6 protein-coding genes are annotated in these 15,044 nt (G+C 40.2%); 1 reads left to right on the top strand and 5 read right to left on the bottom strand.

Annotation, left to right across the window (positions count from 1 at the left end; translation table 11 throughout):
• Positions 1–187 precede the first annotated feature (187 nt).
• The 5 genes from R2R28_RS22850 to R2R28_RS22830 all read right to left on the bottom strand — a co-directional run bounded on the left by R2R28_RS22850 (position 188) and on the right by R2R28_RS22830 (position 10,116).
• Complete coding sequence (locus R2R28_RS22850; protein ID WP_316827971.1) at positions 188–478, bottom strand: hypothetical protein; 291 nt, start codon at positions 476–478, stop codon at positions 188–190.
• 141 nt (positions 479–619) lie between these two features.
• Entirely contained in the window at positions 620–2,365 is a 1,746-nt protein-coding gene (locus R2R28_RS22845) for a RagB/SusD family nutrient uptake outer membrane protein (protein ID WP_316827970.1), read from the bottom strand.
• A gap of 11 nt (positions 2,366–2,376) precedes the next feature.
• Positions 2,377–5,466 carry a TonB-dependent receptor gene (locus tag R2R28_RS22840; protein WP_316827969.1) on the bottom strand — a complete coding sequence of 1,030 codons (3,090 nt, stop codon included), beginning with the start codon at positions 5,464–5,466 and terminating at the stop codon, positions 2,377–2,379.
• A gap of 105 nt (positions 5,467–5,571) precedes the next feature.
• Complete coding sequence (locus tag R2R28_RS22835) at positions 5,572–7,200, bottom strand: RagB/SusD family nutrient uptake outer membrane protein (RefSeq protein WP_316827968.1); 1,629 nt, start codon at positions 7,198–7,200, stop codon at positions 5,572–5,574.
• A 9-nt stretch (positions 7,201–7,209) separates the two neighbouring features.
• Positions 7,210–10,116 carry a SusC/RagA family TonB-linked outer membrane protein gene (locus R2R28_RS22830; RefSeq protein ID WP_316827967.1) on the bottom strand — a complete coding sequence of 969 codons (2,907 nt, stop codon included), beginning with the start codon at positions 10,114–10,116 and terminating at the stop codon, positions 7,210–7,212.
• A 598-nt stretch (positions 10,117–10,714) separates the two neighbouring features.
• Here R2R28_RS22830 and R2R28_RS22825 point away from each other — a divergent pair.
• The gene (locus R2R28_RS22825) at positions 10,715–14,785 is read left to right on the top strand and encodes a two-component regulator propeller domain-containing protein (protein ID WP_316827966.1); all 4,071 of its coding nucleotides are present in this window, start codon (positions 10,715–10,717) and stop codon (positions 14,783–14,785) included.
• The last annotated feature ends 259 nt before the right edge of the window (positions 14,786–15,044 follow it).

Below are 15,044 nucleotides of genomic sequence, written 5' to 3'. Positions count from 1 at the left end.
GGTTAATAGCCAAATTGCCTATAGCGATGGTTTAAATCTTAATTTTCTTAACGGTCTATTTAATTACTTTATGGTTAATTGGTTATACATATTCGCCATTTCGAGCGGAATACAACGGAGCCAAGAAATCTATTTAGATAAATCTCTCCATTACACTGCGTTCCAGTCGAAGACGTAATACCCGAGGCTAAAACAGAACCTTTAACACACGCCCCATACTCGCGCCGCTTATCTGTAACCCCTCCGGTACCGAAATTCGCAGTCCTTTATGGTCTTGTTTCCATTCGAGTTTTTCATCCGTTTCTTCGAGTAATACTTCTTTCACTTTTAACTGATCATCAGCAAGTGATACGATAATCAGCTCGCCAAACTCTGTTTCATTTAAAAAAATCTGTAATTCATCATCCTTTCCCGAATAAAATATAATGGGTTCAAGCGTTCTGATTTTTGTTGTTGCATTTATCATTGATTCATTCATAATTGGTTCATTGGCAGTTTATTATCTGTGATTGGTTAAACAGCTAATTAATCTAAACTCTTAACTGGTAAACCCTTCAACTCCATCCAGGGTGATATAACGGAGAAGGAATCTACTCCAAACTTATCACTCCAAACTTAATTACCACCCCGGGTTTTGAATCAGCACTGCACTCTTGTTAATTTCTGATTGTGGAATAGGAAAATAGTACATTTGAGGATTGGTAAATCTCCTGGTTTCAAAAGAAAAACGAGCTCCGGTAACGGTTGATCCGCTACGTGTCCAACGCATTCCATTGGCCGGACCATTTATTAAAGTTTCTGCCAGTTTCCATCTTTTGATATCGAAAAATCTAATCGCTTCCTCGTAGGTTAACTCTACCCTTCTCTCATTGCGGATTACATCTCTCATTTGCTCTTTGCTTAGCTGCAATGGCAGTTGAAATGGCACTAAACCAGCTCTTTCCCTAATTTGTTCTACAGCCTGATATACTTCTGTGCCGGGCCCGCTAAATTCGTTAAGTGCTTCTGCGTAATTCAGTAATATTTCGGCATATCTGATGGCCACCAAACCAATATTATTGGATATGCCGAAATTGCCCCCTGAACCTTCGTGACAAAATTTGCGGTATAAATACCCCGTTTTAGTAGAACCAGAGGTACCTAAACCATCGCCTGGGGCATTGGCGTATAAATTAACTACCGTTTTGGTATTTGTAGTATTGTTTAACCATAAACTGCCATCATATAGTATAGAATAGTAAAAACGGGGGTCCCGGTCTTTGTACATATCCGCCTCCACGTAACCAGAGCCCGCTTCTTTAATATTCTTTCCATTTTTCATCGGGTAGGTGTCTACCAGTTCCTGGGTTGGATAAGAGTAAGCCTGTCCGCCGCGTGAAACCGGAAGCAGAAAACCTTCATACCACCTGTTTGTGGATTTCATGACCTGAAAAATATGTTCGGAGGTATTTCTGGTAATCATCATCTGATAATATCCATAACCAGGGGCAGTTGTATTATCCTTAACCAAACTGTATATGCCCATATCCATTACCGCCTTTGCTGCATCAGCGGCCAGTTTCCACCTGTTGTTATCTAAATTATCGTAACCTGCCAGGTTTTTATTGGCACCTGTACCAGGGTTTTGCCCGTTAAAGAGAGGACTGGCAGCGAGCAGTAAAACTTTTGATTTTAGGCCCAATGCAGCACCTTTTGTGGGTCGTCCGAAATCTTCAATTTTTGTGGTTACAGGTAAGGCTGCACAGGCATCCAACTCGCTGACAATATAATTTACCGTTTCGCCAAACGTGGATCTGGCTAAACCAAAATCGTCGGTTATGGCATATACTTTATCACCAATAACGGGTACACCGCTATAATTACGCAGCAAATGCCAGTAATAATAGGCCCTTAAAAACCTGGCTTCCAATTTTAAAGTTGTTCTTCTGCCCGCCGAAATCGGAGACCTGTCTACGTTTGCCAAAAAAACATTTACCCGCCGGATATTAGTGTAACAATTGTTCCAGTGGTTTTTAAACCGGCTAAAATCGGCCTGATTTTGAAACGTTGCCGAATTAAAGGCAGGTGCTATTTGTGCGGTAGCGCCGCTCCATACAATGTCCGAATCGTCTGACGCATCACTGTACGACCACAAACCACCGCCCGTTAAGCCATTGTCAAGATAGTAGGTTCCGGCCAAACCGGTGTAAATACCCGTTAAAAACCGAAATGTTAATAAACTATCTGCAAATACGGTTGCTTCATTGAGTTGCCCCACATCTGTTTTATCCAAAAAACTACTGCTATCAGTTTTTTTGCAGGCAGCAGCACCTATCGCTAATAAGCCAACTAAGGTTAAAGTTTTTAAATAATTTATATTTTTCATCTTTTTATATATTAAAATGTTACCTGTAAGCCAAGGTTTACAATTTTTTGTTGAGGATAGGACGAGTAGGCCTCTACCGTTCCTGTAGAATTTAGAGATTCGGGATCCACATCGTAAATTTTGAGGTTAAACCAGGTAATCAGGTTTGCTGCATTTGCATAAATACGGGCATTTGATAATCCGATTTTACTGACCATTTTGTTATTGAAGTTATAGCCGAGTTCTACATTTTTTAGCCGGATATAATCTGTTGGACGTAACCAAAAGGTAGACTGATCAAAGTTGGCACCACCTAAGCGTGGTAATTCTGCAGTTTCCTTGGTTTCTGGCGTCCACCTTTTTAAGTGTATTTCAGAAGGTGTACCATTAACAGTTCCGATCTGGAACATGGTAGAGGCACTTAAACTTCCTTTTGCAGCGCCCTGAAAAAGCACCGAAACATCAAAGCCTTTGTAACTTGTACCTAATGAAAAGCCGTAGTTTATCTGTGGAATATTGGGATTACCGATTGGCCCAATATCGCCCTGATCGATTTTTCCATCATTGTTGATATCGGCATACTTCAAATCGCCAGGTTTAACTGCCCGGCCAACAGATGTTGGACTATTGGCGATATCTGCCGCATCATTGTAGAAACCTATGCTGGTATAGCCATAAATCTGACCAATAGGACGACCTGTGCGCATCAGCAAGGGATTACCCTGATTATAAGGCTCATCGCGGTAAATTATTTTATTTTTATAGATGGAAATGTTTCCTTTAACGAAATAGGATAAGTTTTCTGACAGTTTATTCTGATATGACAGGTCGAGTTCAAAACCTTTATTGTTTACAATACCCAAATTTACAGGAGGCAACGTAATGCCCGAGAAATTAGGAACAGTTTCTCTAACTGTTAAAATATCATACCTTTTATGGTCAAAATAATCAAAGGTTATGCCCAGTTTACTATTCAGCAATTTAATGTCTGTACCAATATCCAACTTACGCTCCTGTTCCCATCTTACATCTTCATTTGCGAGGGCGCCGGGAGTAATACCATACTGTAAGCTGTTATTATCACCAAACCAGTAAGAGTTGGCCGCCGTTGCAGGTGCATTATAAATTTCTTCGTAGATATAACGGTAAGTATTCGGAAAATCATCAGAGCCAACAGTACCCAATGAGCCCCTTAATTTCATATAGTTGATGAAAGGAAGCGCTTTTTTAAAGAAAGGTTCTTCACTAATGTTCCATCCCGCACTTACCGCCGGAAATAAACCATTTCGTTTACTGGCTTTAAACCTGTCGGTACCATTATAAGCCCCGTTAAGTTCGAATATGTACCTCGATTTGTAATTGTATCCTACCCTTGCAGAATAGCCTCTGAAATTTGCAGGAATATTGGCACCAGAAATATCTGCTAACTGGTTGTACACAATAAGACCGTACAAATTGTGGTTTCCAAGCTGGCGGTTGTAATCTAAAATACCCTGTACATTGATTTTACGAAGAGGGTAATTCGATGTATTGGCATCAAATGTAGTTGTTGCCGTAAGTGGCTCCAACCTGCTTAACTCCGGAAAAACAGGGTCCAAAATATCCGATCCGGGCAGGTAGGCATAAGTAGGGAAACGCCCCCTGGTTAACGACCGGTTAAACTCTACGTTATTGGTATAGGCTAAAATTACCCTTGCAGCAAGCCCCTTAGTTAAAAAATCTAAATTTTGGTTAGCCTTTAGGTTTAAGTTAAGGTTATTACTGTAATTTCTGTTGTAACCTGCATATTGCAAAATACCAACGGGATTTAATGTTGCTGATTTTCTGCCGCCGTAACTTCCGTCTTCGTTTTTTACCGGGTAATTCCATGGATTTAAAAGTCCGCTGCTTAACCTTCGCCAAATAGAAATGGCGCCACCGGCCAATACATCGGGTAGGTTTGGCTGGTTGATTTCGTTAAACCTCGCCGAAAGATCCAGCTTTAATGTTAATGTTTTGGTTACATTCAAATCAACATTTGATCTGATGTTGTATCTTTTTAAATAATAATTGCTGTTAAAATTTTCATCTTTTTGTATGTTTTTTAAAATACCGTCCTGATTAACGTTGCCAAGTGCCACGAAATACTTTAAATTTTGGGTACCACCAATAATGTCGATATTATTGCTTTGTTGCAATGCACTTTTACGCATTACCTCATCATACCATTGTACACTCGGATACCGGTACGGATCGTCTCCAGATTTAAAATGGTTTAATGCTTCCTCGGTAACCAGCCCGGGAAAGGTTAAATTTGGATCTCTGCCTTCATTTACCTCCATCTCCTTTAATAAGATTAAGGCATTATAAGAATCAAGTGGTTTTCTTTTTACAGTTGGCATTTGAAAGCCAAAATCGCTTCTGAAGGTAATTTTAGGAGCAGAAATTGTGCCTCTTCGGGTGGTAATCGCAATTACACCATTTGCGCCTTTTATACCATATATTGCTGTAGAAGACGCATCTTTTAAAATGGAAACCGTTTCGATTTCATTAGAATTTAACTGACTTAACTGTTCGTAAGGGTACTCTACGTCATCTACAATTACCAATGGCCTGTTAGATGCACCTGTATAGGTACTCACCCCACGAATGTAAATATTAGCGGCATCGGCACCCGGCTGACCGCTGGTTTGTTGCTGGAACAAGCCGGGTAGCCTTCCTGCCAGTGCATTTTGAAAACTTGCGGCAGGGCTCTGTCTTAATTCTTTACCCGATACGGTACTGGTTGCCCCGGCATTGGTGATCTTCTTTTGCGGGGTAAAACCCACAACAACCACTTCATTTAAATTTGAATTATCTTCTTTTAAAACAATATTTAAAGGCTGGCTGGTAATGGTTATCACTTTTGTGGTATAACCTACAGAGCTTATGATCAGTTTGGTACTGTTTGCGCCAACTTTTATACTAAAAGCGCCGCTGGTATTGGTGATCACAATATTTTTTGGGTTTTCTTGTTCGGTAACTGTTGTCGCAATCAGGGTTGTGCCTTTATCATCTGCCACAACACCCCGTACAACTTTGGTTTGGGCGTAAACTAAATTAGTAATCAGCACAAGCAATATTATATTCAGTATTTTTTTCATCTGTATATAGTTTCTTTTTTATCGGCATGAAACCATCCTGATTTTCATTTCACGCTTGTGATCTGAAAACCGGTATGATTCATTGTTTTATATTTATGCCCGTTACTAGTTAGACCATCCCGGATTTTGAACCATTTTATTATTGGCTAATATTTCGGCCTGTGGTATTGGGTACCAATACATTTTGGCATCGAAAACAGCATTTGCGGCATTGAAATAGGTATAAGAGAAGGCTGCTCCGTTTTTAACAACCTGCACACCCCTAACCGGTTTGTTTAACTCAGTTTCGGCCAGTTTCCATCTCCTTAAATCCCAGGTTCTGTGTTCTTCAAAAGCCAGTTCTATACGGCGTTCATTCTGAATTATTTTGCGCAATTCATCTTTGTTAAGCGTAAGTGATAAGCCGTAAAGATTATTGGAGCCAGGAAGAATTCCTGCCCTTTTCCTGATTAAAACCAAATTGTTAACGATATCGGCGACTGCCCCACCCGATTCGTTTAGTGCTTCGGCGTGGTTTAATAAAATTTCGGCATACCTTAATAAGATAACATGATGGGCCTGATTACTGTAAGTAGTAGAGGTTTCAAATTTGCCCATAAATTTTCGAAGATAATATCCTGTTCTGGTCTGTGTTCTGTTCCCCCCTGGTTTATCCTGGCCGCCTTCAAAGGTTTCAACAGGTCTTCCCAACCAGTTTTTGCCATTGTGCATAATGGTAGCGGTTAGCCTTGGGTCTCTGTTTAAGTATGGGTTATTCGCATCATAAGTCGATCCAGCGTCGGAAATTGCTTTTCCATCCAGCATTAAAAATGCATCGACCAGGTTCTGCGAGGGGCTGGTTAAACCAACACCCTGTAAATATCCAATCGGACCGTTATTGATTTCGATATTTGTATTTAAAGCATTCTGTTTAATAAAAATAAACTCGGTATTTTTGGTGGCATTAAAATTGGCAACCCAATCGGTTACCAGGGTATAGCCCAGTGCTTTAACATCAGCTGCAGCCTGTGCGGCAAGCGTCCATTTCTGGATATTATTGGTCGGGTTGCTTAAGGGGCTGGCGGCATATAACAACACCCTCGATTTTAGGGCCATTGCGGCTCCGATATTCGCCCTTCCCCAATCTCCATCGCTAATGGCATAAGGTAACAATGAACTTTTAATGGCATCCAACTCCGTTACGATATAAGCATAACATTCGTCGAGCGTGTTTCTGGGAATATTGATATCATCATTGAGGGCAAATACCTGATCGCCAATTAATGGCACACCTCCCCAGCGTTTAACCAGTTCGAAGTAAAAGTAAGCCCTCAAAAACCTTGCTTCAGCTTTAAACTGGGTTTTTAAAACTGCTGTTGTGGGTACTACATCTACTTTGCTCAAAAAAAGATTGGCTCTTCTGATGCCCAGGTAATTCCTGCTCCAAACATCATCAGGAAGGTTTGTAGATGATATTCTTCCGGTACGGTAAAATTCTGCCTGGGTTCCTATTCTTGACGGTACTGCATCGTCCGTTCCGGCATCTAAAAAGCTGCCATCTATCCTGTTATACCAATCTGGCAACAATAAGTAGGTTCCGTTTAAAAATTGTTTGGCATAATCGGCATTCTTATCCAGCGGATCGAAAATTAAGTCGCCTGTGATGCGGTCTAAAGGTTCTGCCTCAAATTTTTTCGAACAGCCAAATGCAAATAACAGGCAGATTATAGCGAAGTATTTTTTATAATTATTCATAATCAAAATTTAAAACTGAAGGTTAAGGCCAAAATTGAATATCCGCTGATTGGGTACATTTCCACTCAATACTTCCGGATCTATTCCATTTAAGCTTGTAGCAGTTAACAGGTTAAGACCATTGGCAAATACCCTGATATTGGTAAAACCAACTAATTTGATCAGGCTAGCGGGTAAACTATAGCCTATTTCTACATTTCTTAACCTTAAATAGTTGCCGTTTTTAACCCAGAAAGAAGAAACCTGACTATTATTTGGGTTATTGCCAACACTTAAACGTGGGTATTCTGCCTGCGAAGCGGTAGCGGGTGTCCACCTTAACAAACTGCTTTCTAAGGCTTGCCCATATCCGCCGGCTGCACCGGTTGATGCAAAATTGATAAAGTTGAAATACACATTTCTGTTTGCCGTACCATTTAAGGTGAATGAAAAGTCTAATCCTTTATAATTGATCCCTCCGGTTACACCGTAAAAGAAAACAGGCCTGGTGCTGCCAATGGCGGTCATATCATAAGTATTGATGATCCCGTCGTAATTTAAATCTTTATATTTTAAATCGCCGGGAACCGGGAGATAGCCATCAACCTTTGGTCCGTTGTTAATTTCGGCAGTGTTGTTATAAAAACCATCAGCCACGTAACCAAAAGTTTGCCCTACAGGCTGGCCGGTTCTATATTCGTAAGCATTTTTCCTAAAAGGTTCGTCGTTAAAAATCACTTTGCTTGCGCTCCACGAGCCGTTTGCAGAAATAAAATACCTGAAGCTGTTGATCTGATTTTGATATCCAAGCGCGAGCTCAACACCCGAGTATTGGTTTTTTCCAATGTTCTCAGGTGGTAGAACAGCCCCAATTACAGCACTTGCATTTGTTCTTCTGGTTTGCAACAGATCATAATAACTGTTCTTATAATAATCGGCGGTAAACCATATTTTATCCTTTAATATCGAAGCATCGAAGCCAATATTAAATTTCCTTGCTTTCTCCCAGGTAATGTTTGGGTTTGCCAGCAGTCCTTCATCTTTTGTATTTGAAGTGGTTAGCGGATTTCTGCTGTAAAAGGTATCGCCATTATCGAAGTTTTGCAGGTACTGGAAATAACCTGCAGCGGCATTTGTAGCGGTTAAACCATAAGAAGCCCTCAGTTTAAACGAATTAACCGTATTTTTTAAATTGGCAAAAAAACTTTCGTTGGCAATGTTCCAGCCTAAACCAACGGATGGAAAGAAACCCCACTGGTTTCCGGTTTTATAGTGGTCATAACCCATGTACGAAGTGGCCAGTTCCAATAAATATTTGTTATCGTAATCGTAATTAAACCTCCCTCCCAGCGATTGATTAACCTGCGATAAAGCGCCACCCAAAACGTAACTGTCTCTGATATATAATAACTGGGCTTTAAAAGTATTTTTATCTATGGTTTTATCATAACCCACATCGAAACGCGAAAATATTTGCTGGTTTAAATCTGTTGGAGAAGAACTATTCGATTGCGTACCATCGCCGCCTATTGTTTTATAACTGGTTTGGTTGGTAACAGGGTCTACTACAGGAGAATATACGGCAAAGGATTTACTTCTGTTGATGTTTTCGTTGTAGTAGGAGTTAAAAGATATAGCACCACTGGCATATAAACCCGGCAAAAAGGTATCGAGTTTTTGCATTAACGATACATCTGCTCCTAAATTTCTATTTACCGATGGCCTGTATCCCGATTTGATAGACATGCCATACAGGTTATTCTGAAACTCTGTGTTGCCACCCAGCGAGCCATTTTCGTTAAATTTCGGATAGGCATTATTGGGGGTAGTTAACAATGCACTGTAAATACTCGCCACTGTAGAGCCGGGCTGGTTGCTGTTTCTTATCCTGCCAAACAAGTTTAAACTAAGGGTTGTACTTTTTGTTAAATCAACATCGATGTTACTTCTGAAAGAAAAGCGCTTAAAACTATTGTTCGTTTCATAAGTATTGATGGAAGGATCGGTAACTAAAAAGCCACCCTGGCTCAGGTAGTCGAGGTCTACAAAATACCTGGCCTTATTGCTTCCACCCCTTAAGTTGAGGTTTTGCCTGCTTACAGGCGCCGTAGCCTTTAAAATTTCATCAGTCCAGTTTACGTTGGGATGCGTAAACGGGTTCGTGCCATTTTTATACTTATCCAAATCGGCTGCCTTGTAAATGGGCTGCCGTCCGTCGTTTGCCAGGGCCTCGTTAAATAAGGTAGCATAATTAAAGGCATCTAAAAATTTAGGCCGTTCAATTTGCTGTTGAATACCATACTGACTGGTAAAGGTAATTTGCTTAGGCATATTTGCACCGCGTTTGGTGGTGATGAGTAACATACCATCGGCGGCTTTCATGCCATATAGTGCCGTTCCCAGTGCATCTTTTATTACTGAAATGCTTTCTATTTGTTCCGGATCGATACTGAGGTACGAGCGTGGTACACCATCAATTACAACCAATGGCGTTCTTCCTCTTAATGATATGGCAGGTTCATCAGAACCCAACTGGAAATTATTTTGAACCACATACAAACCGGGCAGTTTTCCGTACAGCATTAAGCCAACTTGTGGGGTAGGGAAACTCTTCAGCTCTTCTCCGCTTACAGTGGCTGAAGACTGAATTCTTTTTGCATTTTTCTGCGTTCCAAATAAAACCGGAACCTCATTACCGGGCAGGGTTACTGTTACAGAATTCCTGAGTTTGGTTCTCAAAGAATCTCTCAATTTCGATAATGAATCGTTGGGAATTTGTTTACTATTTTTTTCAGCAGATGGCGGTACCTGAAATTTATTGCTATTTAAATCATTGGTAAGGTTTGGAAATGCCAAAACATCAGCACTGTTTGCCAATAATAGCAGCACTCCAAACAGCATTATCCGTTTTATAATCGAAGTATAAGTTCCGTTCATTTAAAATAATTTATTTTGTTTATAATTTTAGTGATGCAGAAAGCAATACCCTCTATACTGAGCGTAGGTTTCATTCATCCGGCACCTATTAGCCAGCATTATTCTGCATGCCTCATTATGATGTAAGCAGTTGCTCACATTTAAGTTATTAGTGTAATGGATTGTATCTATGCGTTAAGCGTAGGTATCAGCAGTTTCGATTCGGTTCCTGCAAATCGTAAACGGAACAGCGGGTATATGCAAACCGGCATAATACTCCTTTGGTTAGGGTTAAATTTCATTGTTTGGTTATTTTGTTGGTTAGTTGATTTGATTTAGTCAGTTTAAAGTCGCGAATAGACTGTAATGGGTTTATGTGGTTGGTTTTTCTTCATATCCTCGGGTTTGGTCAGTTTATTAACTAATTGGTTTCTTGTGCTACCGGTTATTGTGGAATAGTTAGCTCCATTTGGTTAAATCAAAACTGAGGTATTATCCCCTCAAAAAGGTCGAAAATTGTAAATGAAAGGGTAGAAAAAAGGCAATTCTTCCATATTTTTGATCATTTCACCTTATATTTAAAGTGAAATACAACAATCCCTAAACAAATCTAACCCCAATGATGAAACTGCGTTTAAACGCGATATGGTGCTGTATGCTGCTTTTGACAGGCACATCCCTGAAAGCACAAAAACCGATCGTATTTAATCACCTTACCATGGAAAATGGTCTGTCGCAGAATTCGGTGATGGCCATTGCGCAGGATAAAAATCAATTTATCTGGATGGGCACCCAGCATGGACTGAACCGTTACGATGGCTACCGTTTTAAAATTTACACCAACAGCTCCGATAATCATCACAGCATTTCGGATAATGTAATTACCAGCCTGTTAAGCGATAGCAAAGGACGCTTATGGGTGGGTACCGAAAATGGATTGAACCTCTATGATGAAAAAAGGGATCGCTTTACCCGGATCAACAAACAAAGCTCCGTTAACTCCTTCAGTTGCGATTCGGTAGAATGTGTGTACGAAGATCCGCAAAAAAATGTCTGGATCGGCACCTATAATGGATTAAACCTGGTAATTGATGCCGAAAAGCAGATCTTTAAAAAAATTCTTTTCGATAAACCCAACTATAAATCGAGGCTTAATAATGTTTTCTCAATATTTAAAGACGATAAACAGAACCTTTGGGTAGGCACCTTTAACGGTTTGGTGCGCATTTATCAGATAAAGGGCAAATACCATTTCGAAATCTTCAGGCACAAAGCCAATGATGTAAGCAGTATCAGCTCCAATGCTGTAAAAAGCATCGTGATCGATAAACAAAAAAGACTTTGGTTAGGCACCTACGATGGTTTAAACCTATTCGATTACGCACATAAAAATTTTATAAGGTATCAAACCAGTGCTACAAATCCCAACTCGATCATCAACAATGATATCAGGAAACTTACCTGCGATAAAGCAGGCAACATCTGGATCGGTACGCAGGAAGGATTAAGCATCTTCGATCCTAACATGCTTAAATTCAGAAATTACCGTTACGATCCGGAGCAAAACAACGGATTGAGCCAAAACTCCATTCACAGCATTTTTCAGGATTTAAGTGGTTCTATGTATGTGGGCACCTTTTATAAAGGCGTTAATGTACTTTATTCTTCTGCTACCCCATTTACCGTGTACCGGAATTTTAAAAAACAGCAGGGTTTAAGCAGTAATATTGTAAGTGCCATGGCCGAAGATCAATCGCATAATCTCTGGATTGGTACCGAAGGTGGTGGCTTAAATTATGTAAACCGCAGCAATCATACTTTTACTTATTACAAATCGGAACCAAACAACAGCAATGGACTGAACTCCAACCTGATTAAAACATTATGTCTGGATAAAAGCGGACAGTTACTGGTAGGCACACACCGTGGTGGACTGTATGTTTTTAATCCATCTGCGCAGAATTTCAGAAAAATAACCAATGTAAAAAATTTCAAAAATACGCCGGGTGGTGCCGAAGTTATTGCGATAATGGAAGATAGCAACGGAACGGTTTGGGTAGGTTCAATAGATGGTTTATCTACCCTGAGCAAAAGCAATGGCGTGTATGCCTCCACAACTGTTAAAAGCATTTTAGAGAAAAGCTTACGTAACAAATACATTCAGGTGATTTTTGAAGATAAAGCTAAAAACATCTGGATCGGCACAAGGGCAGGATTATATGCTTACAACCCTGCATCAAAAAGAATTACAGCTTATTATCAGAATAAAGCCAAAGGTTTAAAGTCAGACTATATTAATTGTATCATGCAGTTGCAAAATGAAAATATCTGTATCGGAACAGCTTTGGGTGGCTTGAGCATCTTCGACAATAAAAGCAGAAATTTCAAGAATTATAACGAAAAAGATGGTCTGCCAAACAGCAATGTATTCGGAATAATAGAAGATGAGGAAAAGAATTTATGGATCAGCACCGATAAGGGTTTATCCAAACGGGTTACCGCAACCGGGAAATTTATTAACTACACCAAAAGCGATGGGCTTGCAGGAAACGATTTTAACATCAGATCCTTTTTAAAAGATAGCCATGGTGAATTATTTTTTGGTGGCTACGATGGATTAACTGCTTTTTATCCTAAACAGATCGACATTAACAAAAATGTTGCCCCCATCACTTTTACCGGACTTAAACTGTTCAATCAGCCCGTAGAAGTACACGGTACAGACGCCATATTAAAGGAAGCTATTCAATACACACAGCAAATTACCTTTAAACACAACGAAAACAATTTCAGTATCGATTTTGCGCTACTAAACTATATTAAACCAGAGAAAAACAGCTATAGTTATATGCTTAAAGGCCATAGTAAAGTGTGGACTAAAACCAATATACCGAGTGTAAATTACGCCGACCTGCCTTCGGGTAATTATACTTTTATGGTTACTGGTAATAATAACGATGGAAACCCCAGTGGTAAAGCGGCGTTATTAAAGATTACCGTACGCCCACCCTTTTGGGCAACCTGGTGGGCGTACCTGATTTACCTGGCCTTCTTTTCTGGATTGCTGTTTTTAATTGTTCGTTACCTTTTTGTACGTGCTTTATTAAAACGAACTGAAGATATTCAGAAAATGAAACTGAATTTCTTTACTTATGTGGCCCACGAAATCAGGACGCCGCTTACCTTGATCCTTGGTCCATTAGAAAACCTTTCCAGTCAGCACCAAACCAATCCTGAGCTGAACCGACAGATCATCCCCATAAAAAACAACGCCAACAGGCTGATGCGTTTGATTACGGAATTGATGGATTTTAGAAAAGCCGAAACCGGACACCTTACGCTGCATGTTACGGAAGATAATATCATCGAATTTATCAACGAGATTTTTATTTCCTTTTCTCATTTGGCACAGGCGAATGGCATTCAATATGAATTTGCACATGGCCAGGAAAACATTAATCTGTTTTTCGATAAAAGGCAGCTCGAAAAGGTATTGTTCAACCTCTTATCCAATGCTTTTAAATTTTGCGATAAAGGTGGGCAGATTTCTGTTTCTGTCCTCCAATCGGAAGAAGAAGTCGCCATCAGCATTTCGGATAACGGAGTAGGCATTCCTGCCGAAAGCCTAAAAGGTTTGTTCAGCGATTATTTTCAGGTGGATGAACAGCAGAGCCACATTGGGTCAGGTATCGGTCTTGCGCTCTCTAAAGCTATTGTAGAGGAACATCAGGGGCATATTTCGGTCGAAAGTAGTTTGGCAGAAAATGGTTTGAATGGTTTTACGAAATTTACTGTGAGGTTAAAAAAAGGGAAATCGCATTTCAAAACTGCGCTTTTTGATGGTATTAAAAATTACCCCGCCCACCCCGATCTTTATACACAGCAAGCTGAAGAAAGCATTACGGTTTTAAAACCGGAAAAGGAAACAAATCCCGCCGCCGAAACCATTTTGGTAGTGGAAGACAATAGCGAAATCAGGTCGTTGATTACTTCATTGATAGGCAGCCATTACCAGATTGCTGAAAGTGAAAACGGTTTATTGGGCTGGGAAACGGCTGTAGAAATACTGCCTGATCTGATTATTTGCGATATTATGATGCCCGTAATGGATGGCATTGAACTTTGCCGCCGGCTTAAACAGGATGAACGCACCAGCCATATCCCGATAATTATTCTTACGGCCCGTTCTTCTCATATCCATCAGGTAAGCGGATTGGAAACTGGTGCCGATGCCTATATCACTAAACCTTTTAGTCTGGAATTGCTTTTACTGAATGTGCGCAATTTACTAATGTCGCGACAGGTTATGCGACAGAAATTTTTGAAACATATCCACCTGCAACCTAAAGAACTTACCATCAATGCGATCGACGAAGCTTTTATGCTTAAACTGTTGAAATACATCGACGAACATATTGCTGATGAAGATTTTGGGGTATCGGAACTGGCCTCGATGATTGGCATGAGCAAACCGGTGCTGTATAAAAAAATCAGGCAGCTCACCAATCTTTCGGTTAATGATTTCGTAAAATCAATCCGCCTTAAAAAAGCAATGGAATTGTTTAAACTGAACAGATTTACCATTTACGAAGTGGCCTATCAGGTTGGTTTTAACGATCCGAAATACTTTAGCCGGGAATTTAAGAAACAGTTTGGAAAGAGCCCGAGGGAGATTATGAACGGGGAGTAGAGTTTGGAGTTTTGAGTTGGGAGTTCGGAGTTCAAAGTCCAAAGTCTTAAGTCCGGAGTTAATTACTCGCGGACTGTTACCGTACGAAAATTGTCATTCCCAACTTGATTGGGAACCACGAAGTGCTCATGAATGCCTTTGAAAAAAGGGAAACTCATAAATAATCGTAATGCCTGACTTGGACTTGTAGGTTGCTTTAAAATTCCCGACTGGGACCCCGACAGCTATCGGATGACGGCCGCCATTATTTAACGCCCCA

The organism is Pedobacter miscanthi, from assembly GCF_032678605.1.
GTDB classification, from domain to species: domain Bacteria; phylum Bacteroidota; class Bacteroidia; order Sphingobacteriales; family Sphingobacteriaceae; genus Pedobacter; species Pedobacter miscanthi_A.
Note: the sequence above shows the minus strand (reverse complement) of the source record. Positions and strands in the feature narration are given on the sequence as shown.

Excerpts from the sequence above, each read along its gene's own strand:
- R2R28_RS22850 (WP_316827971.1), bottom strand. The coding sequence starts at position 478 with ATGAATGAATCAATGATAAATGCAACAACAAAAATCAGAACGCTTGAA.
- R2R28_RS22845 (WP_316827970.1), bottom strand. The coding sequence starts at position 2,365 with ATGAAAAATATAAATTATTTAAAAACTTTAACCTTAGTTGGCTTATTA.
- R2R28_RS22840 (WP_316827969.1), bottom strand. The coding sequence starts at position 5,466 with ATGAAAAAAATACTGAATATAATATTGCTTGTGCTGATTACTAATTTA.
- R2R28_RS22835 (WP_316827968.1), bottom strand. The coding sequence starts at position 7,200 with ATGAATAATTATAAAAAATACTTCGCTATAATCTGCCTGTTATTTGCA.
- R2R28_RS22830 (WP_316827967.1), bottom strand. The coding sequence starts at position 10,116 with ATGAACGGAACTTATACTTCGATTATAAAACGGATAATGCTGTTTGGA.
- R2R28_RS22825 (WP_316827966.1), top strand. The coding sequence starts at position 10,715 with ATGATGAAACTGCGTTTAAACGCGATATGGTGCTGTATGCTGCTTTTG.